Here is a 20,384-nt window from a genome sequence, read left to right as displayed (position 1 = left end):
ATTTTATTTATTTTATTATAATCTTTTTATTGAAAATTGGCTTTAATATTTTATAAATATTATCTATTCCTTCCTGTAATGATTTATCTAATAAGAAATAATCAACAGTCAATTGATCTATATCCATATATTGAAATCTTTGAGAAAAAGGGATTTTATTTGCACCAGCATATATGTGTTCTAATTTTCCAATAGCAAAATGACCTATTGTATCAGCGCCAGATTCAAGTGCAATATCAATTTTAGTTTCTTTAATTCCTAATTTTGTTAAGTATGCATGTCCGGTTTCATGAACCATTGTTACACCTAAAAGATCCTTATGTTGGGCAGCTATTGGAGAATAAGTTATATCCTGAAGACCAGTTATATAATTTGTAGCTGTATATGCATAAGCATCACCATTTCCTGGATTTATATATCCTTTAGAATTACCTTTTCCTAATATATCGTTGCCTACATTAGTTAACGTTTTTTCACCTACTGAAGCAGATTCTCTAGCAACTCTCATATTATTGATATTCTCTAGCATAACTTTCTTATCTACATTTGGATCATAAATATAGTGTTCAGTTGTTCTTTTATAATAATATTTTCTTTTGTAGTTTCCATTTACCAGATAATTAATATTATAGGTAATAGCGCCAATTGCAGCTCCCATCACAGCTCCACGATACAAACCCGTAAAGAAATTTTGTTTGTTAAACAAGGCGTCAATGCCACCTCCAATAGCTCCGTTTATACTTCCTACAACTACTGCGCCATTAAAACCACTGGCGGACATTCCACCAGTCAATCCTCCCGTTGCAGCTCCTGTGATGGCTCCTATTAGTAAGCTTTTTGCGAAACCACTCCAAGACCAATTTCCGGTAACTAGAGATTTTATGATGAATACTCCTCCCGAAATAGCCGCACCATATAAGGCAGGCATAAGCAGGAAAGGTGGTAGTGGAGCTATAATAAATCCGGCAGCCAACCACCCTACTAATGATTCACCAGTAGGGTCATTAAACATCAACGGATTATTCATTACATACCCATATTTGTTATAATTCTGGGTATTGTAAGGATCCTGAATATTTTCATCAGCATTTAAGAACCTTCTCAATAATGGATCATATAGCCTTCCATTCATGTGAATAATTCCAACCTCTGCAAAATGTTCATGGCTGGTATATCCCCTGTCTATTAATAACGAAGAGTTGTCAATAATATTTTTATCCGTAATTATAGCTCCGTTTCCAATCTGTAAATGAGTAAAATTACCCCATGCATCAAAGTGTCTCTGCTCTAATTTGTTTCCTGCTTCATCACTGATCGCTAAAATACTTCCTATATAATCTTTATGTAAGAATTTATAAGATCCATTTGTTTCGTCAAAGTTCTTTAAATATACAATACTTGATTCATAAGGTGTTCCCCCAATGTACAAAATATGCTTTTCCTTTCCGTTAATATTATCTTTCAATACTTCAAAGCTTCCGTCTTCACTGTAGAATTTGGTAAACTTTCCTTCTCCATCAACACTGAAATTACCTCCATAGGTAATTCTTTGTCTCATGCTGGTTAAACCATATTCGAAAGCAACATTTCCTTTTATCCCATCAATGAATACCGGATCGTTGTTTTCATTGTAAGCAATACTCTGGATTAAATCATTGTTATAATTTTGAGTCCCTGCTACATTCAGGGTCATTCCGGTTGGCTGATAAATCTTAGCAGAGTTTTCATACTTCATCGTTCCCACCTGATCGTTTTCTATGATTCTGCCTTTAATGTCATAGACATTTCTATTGATGGATGGTTTAATTCCTGTTACCGGATTTGTCCAGTTTACTAATCGGTTATTATCATCATAATCAAAGGATTCCACGATATTAAAATCTCCGCCTGTTGTTCTGCTCTTTAATTCATTTTTAATAGCATCAAAAGAGTAAGAAAGTTGTAGAATACTTGGTTTTACCTGTGAAGAATGATTGACATTCGTTAAGAAGCCATTGGCATCATACATATTATTAACATTTGCTGTTCCCAATTTTGTTCTTAGCACTTGACCTTTTGCATTAGTCTCTTGAAGTTCCCAAAGGATTTTACCTGAGTTTTTATCTTTCACCTGATTCAATTCTCCATTCCATGAACTATATGCATTTTCTACAGTAACTTTGGTCAAAACACCGGAAGAATATAATTGTTTTTCGTAAGAAATTACCCTTGCTTTATCATCATAAGTAATGCCTTTTTGTATATAATACTTACCATTGCTGCTTTCAGACGAAGATAGTAATCTTCCCTGTGGATCATACGAAACATTTGAGCTATAAGGTTTTCCTTTAGATGTTCCGCTTTTTGAAATCACTCTACCTTTATTATCATAAAAATATGAAATTGTTTTATTAGTAGCTTGTCCTCCGTCTGTGGTTGAAATTTCCGTGTGAGAAATCAGTTGCCCTAAAGCATTATATGTATATTCTTTGACTCCTTTCGGGCTGATAATTTTTTTAGCTTTTCCGAAAGAATCATATTCATATTTGTATAATCCATTAGATGGATCATTGAACTCAGATTTTCTTCCCCAAGCATCATATTTGGTTGTAACAATATTTTCCGCATATTGTGCTTTTATCTGTTCTCCGGCAGCATTGTAGGAGAATTGAATAATTCCTCCTTTATCCGTACTGGAAATTACATTATTCAGCGCATCTATGGTTTTTGAAGTGGTTCTTCCATAACCGTTCAGCTCTTTTACCGTTGTTGTTAAGCCGGAAACAGAGGTCTCCACTTTCTTACCATTAAACGCAGTAGCTGTTCCTTTGGCAGGATATACAGAATCATCGTAGGTGATAGTATTCCATTGGGAGGCACTTTGTCCTTCAAAATAAGGTTCGGATTCCTTCAGTTGCCTGCCCAATATATCATATTGAGTTTCCTTAGATACATATTGTCCTTGCCCCAATGCTTTGGTAGAAGTTTTATAATCCTGACCTAGTTTATTGGTGAACTTTTTCGCTATATCTCCATCCGGATCATACAGGGTAACAATAATATTGGAATTATTATCTCTATCATATTTATAAGTGGTTGTGCCTCCTAAATTAGTTTTGGAAGTTAAAAGTTTGCCCCAACTATCATAGGTATTAGTAAGCTTATTGTCCAACGGATCAGTTTGGGTAAGGATCTGCCCTCTATCATTATAAGTATAGCTCGTTATTAATCCTAAATTATCAGTATTCTTTTCAACAAATCTTCCTGTAGGTTCATATTTAGAAGTACTGGTCTGTGTTTGAGAATCTACACTATTACTGATGATTTTTTGAGTAATATTTCCAAAACTATCATGATTATATGTTTCCTGTAGATATTCTGTATTATTCCTGTTCCAGGTTTTTAATGTCTTTAAAAGATTGCTTTCATAAACATATTCTTCTTTTTCAGATTTTACATCACCATAAGCCTGTATAACAGTAGTTTTATATTCTGGACGTCCAATATAATAATTAGAACCTGTGCCTGCCGGATTATGAATGTATCCAAAAGTAGTATTTATCGTTGAAAAATTATTATTGACATTAAGCTGGGTTGAGGCAGGTAAATAGTAATTGCCATAAGTTGCTGATTTTGTTAAAGTAATATTTTTTAAGAAATCTTTTTCAATAATGATGTCAGGAAGAATAACATCAACTTTGTTAGGCAATTGTTGAATAGTATAATTACTTTGCTTAAATGATAGTAATTGAGTATTATTGACTGATAAGTCTGTTGGAAAGATCAGGTTTTCATCATTAGTTCTGATTGACCATTCTTTTACAGGCTGACCAAATTTTTGGGCCTCCGTTTCAACACCGCTCCATATTTTAGTGTTTTCAAAACCATCTGCATACCATGAAGATCGTGCCATCTGGTGATACCCGATACTTCCTCTCCCTTGCAGATGCCCCGTCATTCCCCTATATCTGAAATCTTGTTTTCTACCTGCCTGTTGAAGTTGAGAAACGAGGAATGTTTGATCTACTCTTTCTAATGAAAAATAAGGATAAAGCTCTTGCTTAACTTTCTTATAAATATTAGTTCCATTAGAAACCGCTTCTGCGTAACTAACTTCCGTTATGATACTCCCATTTCCCTGATTAATGGATTTAATCCTTGCCAGCTCTGAAAGTGGAGATGGTGCTTTTATTCTATGTAGATGTTGTTTCCAATATAAAAATACATTATAATAATTATTATTTGCTTTTATTGGATTAGTCAAAGGAGTAAACAATGTCAGATCTTCAATATCCTGTACTTGGTACATTGGACTTAGAAAGGTGGGGGTGGGTTGGAAATTTAGTGTCCCATCAGAGGCAGAGCCATTGGCTAGCCTTGTACTTATTGTATACCCAAAATCCCTGTAATTTTGGTTATAATTATTGATCTGGTTATAAGAGAAAACCTGAATAACATCAGATTTTCCATCTTTATTCATATCAGCAATAGCAAAAAAGTATTGTTTGGCAAATTTATTATAATTGCCCGTAGTCTCTGTCTGACGTTTTCTATATGAAAAGAACTCTACTTTAAGGAAATTATTGAACCCTGTTCCTGTTCCTATATAGAATCTCCAGTTATCTGGTTTGCCAATAGCTGTATCTGTAACAGGAATGGTAAAATCCAATTTTCCATCTCCATTAAAGTCACCAAATAATACCGGAAATTCAGGGTCTTTGGTTTCGACTAAACTATTTGTAAACCTGATCTTCTTCAAATATTGATTTGGAGCTGTTTTTACAAATTCAAATACCTTGTAGTCATTATTGGAAACATTAATAATCTCCACTTTTCCGTCTCCGTCTATATCCATATATTGCTGGTTATAAAGAGTACTCTCATTAATCCCTGAATCAACCGTATAGGTAGATACCGGATTATTTTGATTTTTTAAATCAACAATGAAATTTCCTACTTGATAAGTATTGCATTCAAGTATGCTGCATGGAGGAGGACGATTAGTAGTGTCATCTGATGTTTTATTGACGCAGTTAGGATCATAAGTCCACTGACAAACTTCCTTTTCTAATGTGAAAAATATATCTGAAATACCATCTCCATTAAGGTCCCCTTCATTTAATCTGGGGGATAACATTTTACAGCCGGCAGGTGGAGGATAATTACTTTTTTCACAGGTTGATTCATCATACACAAACTTTTCAAATACTTTGACAAAAGTATTATTCCTAAAAATATATCCTATAATTTTTCCTCCTTCATACTGGACGATTCCATTTCCGTTATATACTTGACCCTCCTCATCTAGTAAAGTATTTACTACCTTCGCATTGTTTTCAAAATATTTATTTGTTGTAATCGTCGTAAATGTATCATTATTGAATGCTCCTAATTTCACAGTGCCATTTGACATTATAAAATCGATATATGAATCTCCGTTGAAATCACCTGTCAATTTTACGCCGCTAAACGGATCGCTATTAGGTAAATAGTCTAAATCTACAGAAGAAGGAATGGGTTGGGGATAATCAAATGTTATAGGATTGGCGGCAACTTCTTCGGAATTGTATTCTGTAATTTTATTGACAAACTGATAGCTTGTACCATTGCTGCTGTATTCAATAGTGTATTTTTTATATATATTGTTGTTTGTTTTTACAACGACATTATCCAATATCCTGTCCTGGACTAATGAAATTCCACTGACATAATACTGCTCAGATAAATTTCTTGTAAGATAATTAAATATAACTTCATTAATGGGGGGGGTATTTAAATTTTCGTTACCTCCCCATTTGATATTGGAAACAGAAGCGACATTTTTGGTCTGTACATAATTGTACAATATATAATTGCCCTGTGCATCTCTCCATTTTACAATATTATATTCTATAGGAGTTTTCGCAGAACTATTTCCTGAAGTCGTTCCTCCATACCAAGCCTGAGAACCGTCCTCAAAAGTCACTTCCCAGTATTCAGGACCTTGCCATGCCTGTCCGCTAATTGCTCCAATTGACTTAATTTTAATATTGGAATATTTTTCGGTAACATATTCTGCACCCTCTTTTCCGTATTCTCCCGACTTTAAAATTAATCTCTGTCCATTAAAACTATAATAATCAGAATAGTCCAATTTCACACTAGTTAATTCTCCATCTTTTTCTATGTTCTTTCCACTTCTTGTGATAGTTGTGATCCCTGAGATTGTCCAACCAAAACCAGAAATTCCATTTCCGGAATTATTCAGATAGATTAAGCTCATATTGGGAGATACATTTTTCACGCCCTGAGGTAGATCAATCGGCAGAGTAAATTGAAGTTGCCCAGCTCCATTGACCTCAATATTTCCTTTAGTGTCATGAAAACTCTTTCCATCCGGAGCTGTTGTTCCATAGGGATTATTAGCCCCCGCATTTGAGTCAGTGGGTCCTCCGCCAGGATTTTCTGTCGCAGGTCCTATTTTAGCTATAAATGGATTTGATGAACTGAAAGACGCACGAAATCCTGGTGCTAACACCACTGTTTGTGGATCTTGTACCGTTCTTGAGGTGCTCTCTGCCTGATACAGTATGGTCTGTGAAAAGCCCAATACCGAACATAATGACAGGATGAATGATGAAAATATCTGTATTTTCTTATCGTAAAGTTTCATGGTTATCTATCGTTTGGTAATGTTTTTACTGAAAACTCTGCCGTCTTTTAGGGTAAAGCGAACAACATACACTCCCCAGTCATAACCCGTCATATTGATCTTAACCTGGCGGTTTAAGTCTGGGATATTCTGTTGCTGAAATTTCCAATGAACTGTACTGTGCTGATACAATGAAACGGATTCTATGAGCCCATCTACTTCTTCTGTCCAGTCTATGGTAAGATAATCATTGACAGGGACGGGGTAAAGGCGTATTTGTTTCAAGAATGTTTTCTCATCAATAACAGGAGCTTGTCTGGTAACAGCTGCTACTTTTGATTCTTTTGAAACAATTTCTTCAGCCTTTTTACCAGCAGCGTCGATTCCTCTGTATCTCTGGTTTCCAGCTTCGTCATATTTGAAATAAACTTCGGTTTGGGAAAAACCGAAGAATCCTATCATCAGTGATGATAGTGAGAGTAATTTTCTTTTCATTTGTGGTTATTTTTGGGTGGATAATAATTTCTGAACCTGCTGCTCAAGCTTTTCAATTTTAGCAGATTGGGCTTTTAAAACTTCATTTTCATCCTTAAGATGTTTCAGCTGTTCTGCCTGTTGCTTTATTTGTTTATTCTGATCAATGGAGTACAATGTAAGTTCTTCTATTTTTTGTAATAGTTTGATCTGGAATTCGCCTACATTTACGCCCTCTTTTTCCATTACTTTAGCAGAAGCAATTTCAGGAAGGTGTTTTTTCTCTTTGATATGTTTTTCAACTTCTTCTAATTTTGGGAGATCATATTTTTCATCAAATACAAAATCAGCAGTAGGAGTTAGGGTTACTTTTAATTCTTTGGCTTCAAGTTTACCTTGTAAAGAAGCATTTCCATTGGGCATAATAGCCATCTGGACTTTCTTGTTTGTAATAAGGTTAATCGCTCCAAAATCTGGGGATGAAATCTCATTTTCAATATTAAAGTCACCATAACTTCCATATCGGAAGCCAATACCAGTATATGTAGAATTTAATTCCAGATTTGCAGTTGAGTGGTACTTGATGCTAACCATTGCGCTACCTCCTGTAGATCCGGAAGAGGAAAATTTCCCAATAACTAAATTTTGACTGTTGGTATTTTCTTGAGCTACGTGTAAATTAGCCTCAGGGTACGTTGTTCCTATTCCAACTTTTCCATTTACATACATTTGTCCATCATGTCTTAAAGAAAAAGTGATATCTTCTACACCTGTTCCGAAAATGATGTTTTTCATGAAGTATCTCTCTGCGTTTCTTAAATGATTGCTTCTTAATTCAAAATTATTGGTTCCCGCAGCTCCGCCTTCGTAGATGGTTAATCTTGATTGTGGAGAATCGAAATTTATACCGATGTTGCCATTAGGCTTGATGCGGATACCTTCGGTATTATTAGCCTTGAAAACTAATGGCTGATTGTCTGTAGTCCCAATAAAGTTGGTTGAAGAATTTGTTCCTGTGTTTCCGGTAATGTTCCAGCTTTGTGCAAACGTAAGGGTTGATACCAATAAAGTAAGTGGTAGTAATTTTGATTTCATATATTAATTAAAATTTATTTTTAGTAAAACTATAATCAGGAAACGACAAATTGCGTCGTGTTTAATAATAGTTGTATTGTTTTCAAAAAAGTTATTTGTTATTTGCAAATTTATAAAAAAAGCAATCTTGTTTTGGTGATATTTTTTAATATTAATATTTTTTAATAAAAAGTGTTTAATCTTGTGTTTTGTTTAATATGGATTCTGTTTTGTTATTTTTTTTGTTATAGTAATTACTTATTTGATGAATATTTTTAGCTGAAATTCCTTATTGAAAATGGAAATGAAGCTAAAAATTATGGTTTTATAGGCAAGTTATATGAAGACGGATCTCAATTTTAGAAAAAATCTCTACCTTTGTAACAATGAACCTCTTAAGATGGATACTGGCAATTTATTTCATGGCACTCTCATTGATGCCATGTGAAGACACGTCCCATCCTCTGAATTCAGGAGATAATAAGATTACATTAAGTATTCACGGTGTTCATTCTACAGAAAAAGGAGATATCTGTTCTCCACTGTGTGCATGCAGCTGTTGTCAGATAACAGTTTCAGCATTTAAAATGGATCCTTTATTGGAAATTCCAGAGCAGATTCCCGCTTATTTTTCAAAGAAGATCCTGTTCCACAAAAACGACTTTGCCTACCAGGTTTACGACCCAATCTGGCAACCTCCTAAAATTTAATTTTATTGACTTTTAGAAAGCTTTTGCTTTCTGATTTTAAACTGTGCTTGAAACTTTGCAATACCATTGCAGAGGTTTTCAGGATATTTTTGCTGCAGTATTTTATACTGTGTGCATTCACTTTTCAATAAAAATTAAATATCAATCGTGTTAGATAAAATCATAAAATTCAGTATCAAAAACAAGGTGATCATTGGTTTGATGACATTGGTACTGATCATCTGGGGAACATGGAGTGCCACCAGATTACCAATAGATGCTGTGCCGGATATTACCAACAATCAGGTGCAGATCATTACCGTATGTCCTACACTGGCAGGGCAGGAAGTAGAGCAGTTGGTTACCTTTCCTATTGAGCAGAGTATTGCCAATGTTCCCGATATTCAGGAAACAAGAAGTATTTCAAGATTTGGACTTTCTGTGATTACAGTAGTGTTCAAAGAAAATGTAGATGTTTACTTTGCAAGACAGCTCATTAATGAACAACTGAAAAATGCTGTAGAAGAAATTCCCAAAGGGGTAGGAACTCCCGAACTGGCTCCTGTAAGTACAGGTCTTGGAGAAGTCTATCAGTATATTCTTCACCCTAAAAAAGGAAGCGAAAAGAAATACAATGCCAAAGAACTCCGTACCATGCAGGACTGGATTGTTCGAAGACAGCTGAACGGAACACCCGGAGTTGCAGAGATCAATAGTTTTGGAGGTGAATTAAAACAATATGAAGTGGCTATTGATCCCAATCGCTTAAAGGCAATGGGAACAAGTATCACTGAAATATTTACAGCGCTTGAAAAAAACAATCAGAATACAGGAGGAGCTTATATTGATAAAAAGCCCAACGCCTATTTTATCCGTGGAATTGGCCTGGTGACCTCTTTGGAAGACATTAAAAACATTGCGGTTAAAAACGAAACCGGAAGTGTTCCGATCTTTATAAAAGATGTTGCCGATGTTCGCTTAGGAAGTGCCGTTCGTTACGGAGCCTTAACTTATGATGGAAAGGTAGATGCTGTAGGTGGAGTCGTGATGATGTTGAAAGGAGCCAATAGTAATGAAGTGGTAAGCAATATCAAAGCAAAAATTCCGACCATTCAGAAATCTCTTCCCGATGACGTTATCATTGAACCGTTTCTGGACAGAACGGACCTTGTAGACAGAGCCATCAATACCGTACAGAAAAACCTCATCGAAGGAGCTCTGATCGTTATTTTCGTTCTTGTTATTTTCCTGGGAAATCTGAGAGCCGGACTTATCGTTGCTTCAGCCATTCCTCTTTCCTTGCTATTTGCATTAGGAATGATGAATGTTTTCGGAGTGAGTGCCAATCTGATGAGCCTTGGAGCGATAGACTTCGGATTGATTGTAGATGGTGCTGTTATTATTGTAGAAGCTACATTGCATTATTTAGGCGTAAGAAAATCTACCCGTGCTTTGACACAGTCTGAAATGGATGAGGAAGTATTCCTTTCTGCCTCAAAGATCAGAAGCAGTGCAGCCTTCGGAGAAATCATCATTCTTATCGTATACATCCCGATTCTTACTCTTGCAGGCGTAGAAGGAAAAATGTTTACTCCAATGGCAAAAACAGTAGGATTCGCTATTCTGGGAGCATTGATTCTTTCCCTGACCTATATTCCAATGATGAGTGCTTTGTTTTTATCTAAGAAAATATCACACAAGGAAACCTTCTCTGATAAAATGATGAACCGTCTTCAGAAGATATATCAGCCATTATTACAGAAAGCAATCAAAGTAAAATATATCATTGTATCAGCAACAGCTGTTGTTTTTCTGATCTCCGCTTTTATTTTTAAAAATATGGGTGGTGAATTTATTCCTCAGTTGCAGGAGGGAGATTTTGCCTTCCACTGTATTTTACCACAGGGAAGCTCACTCAGTCAGAGTATAGAAACCTCCATGCAGGCATCGAGAATTATCAAACAGTTTGATGAGGTGAAAATGGTCGTTGGTAAAACTGGTTCCGCTGAGGTTCCTACAGATCCAATGCCTCCTGAAGCAACCGATATGATCGTAGTATTAAAACCACAAAGCGAATGGAAAACCAAAAAAACCTACAACGAACTTGCTGATGAGATCAGTGAAAAACTGGAAACCATTCCTGGAGTGTTCTTTGAGAAAAACCAGCCTATTCAGATGCGTTTCAATGAGCTGATGACAGGAATCAGGCAGGATGTTGCCGTAAAAATCTTTGGTGAAAATCTGGATTCTTTAGCGGTATATGCGGATAAAGTTGGAAAAATCATTCAGACGGTAGATGGAGCTACGGCACCTCAGATCGAAAGAGTAAGTGGTCTTCCACAGATTAATGTTCAGTATGACAGAACGAGAATCGCCAATTATGGATTGAATATCGAAGATGTCAACAATGCCGTAAGTACAGCCTTTGCAGGAAAAGCTGCCGGACAGGTGTTTGAAAATGAAAGACGTTTTGATCTGGTTGTCCGCCTGGACAGTCTTCACAGAACAGATATTTCAGATGTGAATAATCTGATGATCACTTCTGCTACCGGAGCTCAGATTCCACTTTCGCAAGTGGCGAATATTAGCTATAAACTAGGGCCGGCACAGATCAGCCGTGAGCAGGGAAAACGTAGAATTGTGATTGGTTTCAATGTAAAGGATCGTGATGTGGAAAGTGTAGTGAAAGATATTCAGGCAAAACTGAATAATGTGAAACTTCCTTCAGGATACTACTTTACTTACGGAGGACAGTTTGAAAATCTTCAGGAAGCAAGCAAACGTCTGATGATTGCCGTTCCGGTATCATTGCTTCTGATTTTTATGCTTCTGTATTTTACTTTCCGTTCATTCAAGCAGGCTGCATTGATTTTCACAGCGATTCCTATGAGTGCCATTGGTGGTGTCTTTGCGCTGTTAATAAGAGATATGCCTTTCAGTATCAGTGCCGGAATTGGATTTATTGCCCTTTTTGGAGTAGCGGTTCTTAACGGAATTGTTTTGATCGGAACATTCAATCAGTTAGAAAAAGAAGGTGAAACCGATATTCTGAAAAGAGTATTTGAAGGAACAAAAACAAGATTAAGACCTGTATTAATGACGGCCACTGTAGCTTCATTAGGGTTTTTGCCAATGGCTATTTCCACCGGAGCCGGAGCAGAAGTACAGAAGCCTTTGGCGACAGTAGTGATTGGTGGTTTGGTAACCGCAACATTCCTAACACTATTCGTTTTGCCGATGTTGTACATTATTTTTAACACAAAGATTTTGAAAAGAAAAAATAATAATACAGGAATAATTACAGCAGTTCTTGTTGTAGGATTTATGATGCTAGGACAGACTTTTAACGCCCAATCCAGACCAATTTCTGTAGAACAGGCGGTAGAGCAGGCTGTGAATAATAATTTAACGCTACAGTCAAAAGACTTAAGTATTAAATCCGCCGAAGCATTAAGGGCAACTGCAAAAGAGCTTCCCAAATTAGATGTTACAGCACAGCTTGGACAATACAACAGTCCAAGGTTTGACCAATCGTTTGCGATCTCACAAAGCATTCCTTTTCCGACATTATTTAAAGCAAGAAAGGAATTAATCAATGAGAATATTAAAAGTAAGCAGATTGATAAGGAAATTACAGCCAATGAACTGATAAAACAGGTGCGGACTTACTATTATCAAATTGAATATCTTCAGTATAATAAAGCCCAGCTGACCAGTCTGGATAAATATTATGAAGAGTTTATCCGAATTGCAACCGTGAGATTTAAAGCAGGTGATATCAAGAAAATAGAAATCAGTACTGCAGAAACTCAGAAAGGAGAAATTGATCTGCTGCTCAGACAAAATGAAGTCTTTCTGAACAACGCCTACAAGAATTTAAAGACCTTGATGAACACTTCAGAAGATCTTGAAATTCCGTTTAACAAAGATTATGCTCCTTTAAAAGCAGAAAATGTACTCGATAGTACTGTGGTTGCCAACAATCCTACGGTAAAAGCTTTTTACCAGGAAATGGAAATTGCTGAAAAAAATAAGAAAGTTGAAAAGTCTCTCGGACTGCCTGATTTTAGTTTAGGATATACCAACCAGTCTTTGATAGGCCTTCATACCATCAATGGGCAGGAGAATTTTTATAACTCAGGAAAACGTTTTCAGTCGGCAACAGTCGGCGTAGCCATTCCATTAACATTTGGAGCTACAAAAGCAAGAATTCAGGCGCTGGAATATGAAAAACAGGTCGCTGAAACCAATGCTAAAATGCAGCAGAAACAGCTTTCTGCTCAGTTGGAAAATGCTTTCAGCCAGTATCAGCAGGATTTACAGCAGTATGATTACTATACAAGCCAGGCATTGCCTAACGCAGAGAAAATTGTAAAAGCAGCTCAGTTAGGATATAAAACAGGAGAAATTTCCTATGTAGAATATCTTTTTGCCCTGCAGACTGCCACAAATATCCAGTTGAAATATTTGGAATCCATCCAACAGGTGAACCAATCTGTAGTTACTATTAACTCCATTATAAACAAATAATATGAAATCGCTGTTCATAAAAATTTCTGCCAGATCAATGAGAATGAAGGCATACAGCATCAGACAAAATACATTTTTACTTATGAAACTCAAATATAATATCATCCCTCTCGCCCTGATCTCAATCTTACTAACAAGCTGTGGAAAAAAAGAAGCTTCGGAAGAAAAAGCTCCTGAAAAAACAGAACAGAAAGAACAGGCTCACGAAGAAGCTACACCAACAATAGCTTCCCTTACAGAAGAGCAGATGAAGTCTGTAGGAGTGGCTTTGGGAAATGTAGAAATGAAAGAGTTGACATCCACGATAAAAGCTAATGGTTTGCTAAGTGTACCCAACAGTAATAAAGCAACCATCACTTCCCTGTACGGAGGAATCATCAAAACCATCAATATTCAGGTAGGAAGTATCGTGAAAAAAGGACAGGTCATTGCCACGATTGCCAATCCGGAATATATCCAGCTTCAGGAAGATTATCTGACAACCAATAGTAGAATTACTTATGCAGAACAGGAATATAGAAGGCAAAGAGAGCTTTTTGATAATGATGCAGGTGCCAAGAAAAATCTTCAGAGTGCCGATGCAGAACTTAAAACCTTAAGAACAAAAAGAGCATCCCTGTTGAAACAGCTTCAGATGATGGGAATAAGCCCTGGGAAAGTAAGCAATGGAAATATGAAATCCGGTTTGGTTATTACAGCGCCTATCAGTGGAACGATCAGCAGTATTACCGCACAGATCGGAAGTTATGTGGATATTTCTTCTCCCGTTGCTACCGTGATTGATAACGGTTCCATTCATCTCGACCTTCAGGTATTTGAAAAAGATCTTCCTAAAATGAGAGTAGGGCAGATTGTTCATTTTAAACTGACCAACAATCCGGAAACTGAATATGATGCAAGAATTTACAGCATAGGATCTTCTTTTGAAAACGAAAGCAAAACCATCTCTATGCATTGCGAAGTGATAGGAAACAAATCCGGACTGATTGACGGAATGAATATCACCGGAATTGTAAGCCTTGATAAAAGCACAACTCCTGCAGTTCCTACAGAGGCCATTGTAGAAGCAGATGGGAAATATTTTGTATTTGTTCAGACCGATAAAAAAGTGGAAGAAGAACACGAAGAAAAAGGGAAACCTCATCCGAAAACCTTAAACTTCGAGAAAATAGAAGTGGTAAAAGGAACTTCCGATATGGGATATACCGCGATAACTCCGGTAGGAAATATTCCTGACAAGGCAAAAATAGTAGTGAAAGGCGCATTTTTCGTGAATGCAAAACTGGTGAATTCCGGAGAACACGAACATTAATGAAGGTGGCCGGAACCAGTAAAATGTCGATTTTAATCCTTAAATTAGAGCTGTTTACGTAATTTTTTATTGAATGAAAACGGCTGGAAAAGTGAAAATGATCTCACCGAATTTTAATAAATAACCCGATTATGTTATTAAACAAAAAAATATCAGTCTGGTATTTCATCCGTGAAATAAAAACCCAAATTCTGTTGATAGGAATATTTGCCATCACTATTGGTCTTTTGGATGAATTGCCATGGTTTCGCAAGATCTCTCTGCCTTTGAATATTCCGGCACTCCTGGGAACAGCAGTATCATTGCTGCTGGCATTCCGTACTTCCCAATCCTACGAAAGATGGTGGGAGGCAAGAACTGTTTGGGGTGCTGTTGTAAACGATTCCAGAACTTTTGTCAGACTAATCATTCAGTTTATGCCGGCAGGTGATGACAAAACAGTAAAAGATTTTGCGGAAAGACAGATCATCTGGACCTACGCACTTGGAGAATCATTGAGAAAACTGCCATTTTCTGAAAAGGTTCAACAGTATTTGGATCAACATCAGATCAAAGCAGCTAATATTCCCAACGCAATTCTGGACGAACATTCCAGACAGCTGAAAGAAATTGCAGTTTCCAAAGGACTAACGGATTTCCAACAGATGCAGCTCAATGATATCATCACAAGATTATGCGACAGTATGGGAAAATGTGAAAGACTGAAGAATACAGTATTTCCGCGTTCTTACAGTGTTTTAGTTCATATTCTGATCTATGTTTTTGCGGCCATTCTTCCGTTTGGACTCGATGATTCGCAGCTGGTGGTAGAAATTGCCATTACTTTCCTGGTTCCGGTGACATTCATTGCTATTGAAAAAACATCCATCATCATGCAGGATCCGTTTGAAAATAGTCCTGTAGATACACCAATGACTTCTCTGGCACAGACCATAGAAATCAATATCAGACAGATGATCGGTGAGCAAAATGTTCCCCCTAAAAAAGAAAATACATCTTATTATGAAATGTAATTAAACCATACACAATATGGAAAGTACACCAACACAAACTGTTTCTGTAGGAAGCAGACATAAAAAGAACCTCCTGATTGTTCTCTGCCTTAGCGGAACCTATCTCATTGCTGAGGTAATAGGAGGAATAATTACCAACAGTCTTGCGCTGTTGGCCGATGCAGCTCATATGTTGACCGATGTGGTAGGATTATTGTTGGCATTTATTGCCATCAAAATAGGAGAAAGAAAAGCAGATACTTCCAGAACATTTGGTTATTATCGGACAGAAATATTAGCAGCCGTAATCAACGCAGTGGTTTTATTGGCTATTTCGATCTATGTTTTGTTTGAAGCCTATCAGCGTTTTCAAAATCCACCAGAAGTACAAAGTAAATCAATGCTGATTGTAGCAGGAATCGGATTGATTGTCAATATTGTCGGAATGATGATTCTCAGAAAAGATTCAGAAGGCAGCCTCAATATGAAAGGAGCCTATTTTGAAGTCCTTTCAGATATGCTTACTTCTGTAGGAGTCATGATTGCCGGAGTGATTATGCTGACGACAGGCTGGTACTATGCCGACCCGTTGATTTCAGCAGCAATAGGACTTCTGATCTTCCCAAGAACATGGAGATTATTGAAAGAAGCCATTAATGTTCTGCTGGAAGGAACCCCTAAAGATGTGGATATTCATGCCCTTCGTCAATCATTGGAGAAAACTCCCGGAGTGAAAGATGTTCATGATCTGCATGTATGGTCACTGACTTCCAGTGTCAATGCCATGAGTGCCCATATCGTAAAAGATGCAGGATATTCTCAGAATCAATTATTAAAAATATTGACTGATACTACGATTCAAAACTTTAAAATCAGTCATACTACTTTTCAGATCGAAGAAGAAGGCTATGAAGAAAATGAAGTTCATCTGTAAAAATTTAAAAGCGTACAATGAAAAAAGATATAGAACACAAACTTATTGATAAAAATACCAAACCTACCAGTATGAGGATTTTGGTATATGATTTCTTAAGCTCTCAGGAAGCCGCTTTATCCCTTTCTGAAATAGAAAATCATTTTGATAATGCTGACAGAATCACTATCTACAGAACCTTGAAAACCTTTGAAGAAAAAGGAATTGTTCACAGCATTCAGGAAAATACAACCACGAAATACAAACTCTGCGAAGACGATTGTGATGAAAAGACACACAAAGACTGGCATCTGCATTTTTACTGTAAAATATGCAAGCAGACTACCTGCAAAGAAGATATTTCTTTCCCTGAAAATATCCAGACCAATTTCAGGATTGATGAAATAAGATTATTTGCCAAAGGAATCTGCGAAAACTGTCTTGAAAGTTTGCAATAGCATTGCATCAGTCTCATCTTTACATTTGTATAAAAATATTCAGTTATGGAAAAATGCTGTAGTACAACCCCCGAAAAACCCGATACAAAAGGACACAAACACAATCATGCAGAAGGAGACGGACATGACCATGACGGGCATGATCACTCTCATGACTCTGGAGATCAGACGGTCTTTCAGATGTTTCTGCCAGCTATTATCTCTTTTGTAATTTTATTATTGGGAATTGTTTTTGACAACTATATAAAACCGGCATGGTTTGCAGGATGGGTACGTTTAGTATGGTTCCTTGCTGCATATATTCCTGTAGGATTTCCAGTATTGAAGGATGCCTATAAAAGTATCATCAAAGGAGATGTGTTCTCAGAATTTTTTCTGATGAGTATTGCAACCATTGGTGCTTTTGCCATCGGAGAATATCCTGAAGGAGTAGCGGTAATGCTGTTTTATGCCGTAGGAGAAGTATTCCAGTCTATGGCGGTTACCAGAGCCAAAGGAAACATAAAAGCGTTATTGGATCAGCGTCCTGATGAGGTAACGATTATGGAAAATAATCAGCCCAAGACCATGAAGGCCAAAGAAGCTAAAATTGGAGACATCATTCAGTTGAAACCAGGCGAAAAACTGGCGCTGGATGGGGAATTGCTTTCAGATTCAGCTTCATTCAATACCGCAGCTTTAACGGGAGAAAGTAAACCCGATACCAAAAATAAAGGCGAGGTTGTTCTTGCAGGAATGATCAATATGAACAGTATTGCTTTAGTAAAAGTAAATACCGCCTATGAAGACAGTAAACTGAGTAAAATCCTGGAACTGGTTCAGAATGCTACGGCTCAAAAGGCCCCTACAGAATTATTCATCAGAAAATTTGCGAAAGTATACACGCCCATCGTTGTATTTCTCGCCATTGGAATCTGTTTACTGCCGTATTTCTTTGTGAGCGATTACCAGTTTAGAGACTGGTTGTACAGAGCATTGATCTTTCTTGTAATTTCTTGTCCTTGTGCCCTTGTTATTTCAATTCCATTAGGATATTTCGGAGGAATTGGTGCTGCTAGCCGAAACGGAATCTTATTCAAAGGAAGTAATTTCCTGGACAGTATTGCAGAGATTCAGAATGTGGTGATGGATAAAACAGGAACCATGACAGAAGGAGTTTTCAAAGTTCAGGAAGTAAGCATGAATCCTGAATTTAATAAAGAAGAAATTCTTCAGATGGTTAATGTTCTCGAAAGTAAAAGTACCCATCCGGTGGCAACAGCAATTCACAATTATGTTGGAGAAATCAATCACAGTATTCCTTTAGAAAATGTGGAAGAAATTGCAGGCCACGGACTGAAAGCCACGGTTAACGGAAAAGAACTTCTGGTAGGGAATTTTAAGCTGATGGATAAGTTCAACATCAGTTATGATCTTAACCACGCCAATATTGTGTACACGGTGATTGCGGTAGCGTATGATAAAAAGTTTTCAGGCTATATCACCATTGCAGATAGTATAAAAGAAGATGCAAAGCAAACCGTAGACAACCTGCATAAAATGAATGTAAAAGCTACCATGCTGAGTGGCGATAAAAGTACCGTTGTGAAATATGTAGCAGATCAGCTGGGTATTGACAATGCATTCGGAGATCTGTTGCCTGAAGACAAAGTAAATAAGGTTAAAGAAATCAAAGCCAGAAACCAAACAGTAGCTTTCGTAGGAGACGGAGTGAATGATGCGCCTGTGGTGGCTTTAAGCGATGTAGGAATTGCAATGGGAGGTTTGGGAAGTGATGCCACAATTGAAACTGCAGATGTAGTGATTCAGGATGATAAACCAAGTAAAATCCCGATGGCCATCAATATTGGAAAACAAACTAAAAAGATCGTTTGGCAGAATATTGTCCTTGCCTTTGCCGTAAAAGCTGTTGTTCTCATCCTGGGAGCTGGTGGACTGGCAACCATGTGGGAAGCGGTTTTTGCTGATGTAGGCGTAGCGTTGCTGGCTATTTTAAATGCGGTGAGAATTCAGAGAATGAAATTTTAAGAAGCAAATAATAAACACAACTCAATTATATTCAATAAAAAGCTCTGCTGAATTTCAGTAGGGCTTTTGTTTTTAATTACACATGATACCAGTGATATTATTGAAATTTATACTATGCTATTGAGACTCCTACGGAGTGACAAAGGAACTGTCTTTACTTTCCATATAAAATATGACTAAGCTATGTGATTGACAATTATAACCAATATAAAAATAATACAACCAGTTTGTCATTCCGTAGGAATCTCTACAACAAGAAATCAAGCTAGTATTACAATTTTATCAGAGATAAAATCTTTGCGTCTTAAAACAGTAAGTATTAAAAAAAATAGCGCCTTCGCGTTTCTAATATCATATATCAAAATTTAGTTTTAAAAAGGCAATAGGCTTTTTGTTGGAGAAACGCAAAGGCGCAAAGAAGATAAAAATTGTAGTGTTTTTTAGGACGCAAGAAAATCAAAGATTTTCAGCAAAGTTACTTCCGAATGATCAGCTTTATTCAATCTTATTATTAGCCGTATTAAATTTTATCGGAGATAAAATCTTTGCGTCTTAAAACGGTAAGTATTTAAAAAACTTGCGCCTTTGCGATGTCCAACAAAAACAAGACATTAAAAAAAATAAAAAGCTCTGCTAAATACAACAGCAGAGCTTTTATCAACAAGATTAAATTGTATATAAAGAACTAAATTTTTCAGATCTTCACCTACTCAAAGGTCGGAAAAATATTATAGCAGTAACAGCCACAGTTTCGTGAATTTTAAAGGTAACAGATAAAAACTTTCCAATGACATTCATCATAAGTTCATCTTAAAACAGTTTTGAAGTAGTATATTTGTAACAGAGAACAAAATCGTTGAAGGTATTCATTTCCATATTCATCATTTTTACCATTGCATTACGTCCCGTTTTGCCATTGGTAAATTATGCCGTGAATTATGATTATATAGTGAAAAACCTTTGTGAGAACAGAAATGTACCCCAATCAACCTGTAAAGGAAAGTGCTACGTGGAAAAAGAGCTGGCCAAAACAGAAAAACAGTCCAATAGCTCCCAAACCATAAAGATTGCAGGATTGGATGTTTTTATTTCTCACGATATCCTTTCCTTCTCCGCTCATTTGAATTCGGAATCACTTTCTGAAATTCCCGATTCAAGTTATTTTAATTCTCATTCTTCAGAATACTTTTCAAGAATATTCCATCCTCCGTTGGTTTAATTTTTATTATAAACTATGTTTTTAGTTTATAGAATGAAAGTTTCTAAAGCTTTCATCAGTAAACCTTCAAGATACATTCTACAAT

The 20,384-nt window shown here is 36.5% G+C and carries 11 protein-coding genes; 8 read left to right on the top strand and 3 right to left on the bottom strand.

Annotation, left to right across the window (positions count from 1 at the left end; genetic code table 11):
- Positions 1–7: 7 nt before the first annotated feature.
- The 3 genes from ACMA47_RS09360 to ACMA47_RS09350 are packed head-to-tail and all read right to left on the bottom strand — an operon-like array spanning position 8 to position 8,179.
- Positions 8–6,631: an RHS repeat-associated core domain-containing protein gene (locus tag ACMA47_RS09360; RefSeq protein WP_413929574.1), complete on the bottom strand. Its 6,624-nt coding sequence runs from the start codon at positions 6,629–6,631 to the stop codon at positions 8–10.
- A 6-nt stretch (positions 6,632–6,637) separates the two neighbouring features.
- Positions 6,638–7,105, bottom strand: coding sequence for a hypothetical protein (locus ACMA47_RS09355; protein WP_062673478.1), 468 nt, complete (start codon positions 7,103–7,105; stop codon positions 6,638–6,640).
- 6 nt (positions 7,106–7,111) lie between these two features.
- Entirely contained in the window at positions 7,112–8,179 is a 1,068-nt protein-coding gene (locus ACMA47_RS09350; RefSeq protein WP_413929573.1) for a hypothetical protein, read from the bottom strand.
- A gap of 365 nt (positions 8,180–8,544) precedes the next feature.
- Here ACMA47_RS09350 and ACMA47_RS09345 point away from each other — a divergent pair, with 365 nt between their 5' ends.
- The 8 genes from ACMA47_RS09345 to ACMA47_RS09310 all read left to right on the top strand — a co-directional run bounded on the left by ACMA47_RS09345 (position 8,545) and on the right by ACMA47_RS09310 (position 20,299).
- Positions 8,545–8,868, top strand: a complete 324-nt coding sequence (locus ACMA47_RS09345; RefSeq protein WP_413929572.1) for a DUF6660 family protein — start codon at positions 8,545–8,547, stop codon at positions 8,866–8,868.
- A gap of 147 nt (positions 8,869–9,015) precedes the next feature.
- Positions 9,016–13,377 (top strand): CusA/CzcA family heavy metal efflux RND transporter, encoded by a 4,362-nt coding sequence (locus ACMA47_RS09340; RefSeq protein WP_413929571.1) that lies wholly within the window; start codon positions 9,016–9,018, stop codon positions 13,375–13,377.
- A gap of 82 nt (positions 13,378–13,459) precedes the next feature.
- Positions 13,460–14,689, top strand: a complete 1,230-nt coding sequence (locus ACMA47_RS09335; RefSeq protein ID WP_413929570.1) for an efflux RND transporter periplasmic adaptor subunit — start codon at positions 13,460–13,462, stop codon at positions 14,687–14,689.
- A gap of 131 nt (positions 14,690–14,820) precedes the next feature.
- A complete protein-coding gene (locus tag ACMA47_RS09330) occupies positions 14,821–15,702 on the top strand; it encodes a bestrophin family protein (protein WP_413929569.1) in 882 nt (293 codons plus the stop codon).
- A 16-nt stretch (positions 15,703–15,718) separates the two neighbouring features.
- A complete protein-coding gene (locus tag ACMA47_RS09325; RefSeq protein WP_413929568.1) occupies positions 15,719–16,615 on the top strand; it encodes a cation diffusion facilitator family transporter in 897 nt (298 codons plus the stop codon).
- A 17-nt stretch (positions 16,616–16,632) separates the two neighbouring features.
- Positions 16,633–17,052: a Fur family transcriptional regulator gene (locus ACMA47_RS09320; RefSeq protein ID WP_002983024.1), complete on the top strand. Its 420-nt coding sequence runs from the start codon at positions 16,633–16,635 to the stop codon at positions 17,050–17,052.
- Positions 17,053–17,097: 45 nt separating this feature from the next.
- Positions 17,098–19,080 carry a heavy metal translocating P-type ATPase gene (locus ACMA47_RS09315; RefSeq protein WP_413929567.1) on the top strand — a complete coding sequence of 661 codons (1,983 nt, stop codon included), beginning with the start codon at positions 17,098–17,100 and terminating at the stop codon, positions 19,078–19,080.
- An 856-nt stretch (positions 19,081–19,936) separates the two neighbouring features.
- Complete coding sequence (locus ACMA47_RS09310; protein ID WP_413929566.1) at positions 19,937–20,299, top strand: hypothetical protein; 363 nt, start codon at positions 19,937–19,939, stop codon at positions 20,297–20,299.
- Positions 20,300–20,384 lie beyond the last annotated feature (85 nt).

This window comes from Chryseobacterium sp. T20, from assembly GCF_047345655.1.
Lineage (GTDB): Bacteria > Bacteroidota > Bacteroidia > Flavobacteriales > Weeksellaceae > Chryseobacterium.
Note: the sequence above shows the minus strand (reverse complement) of the source record. Positions and strands in the feature narration are given on the sequence as shown.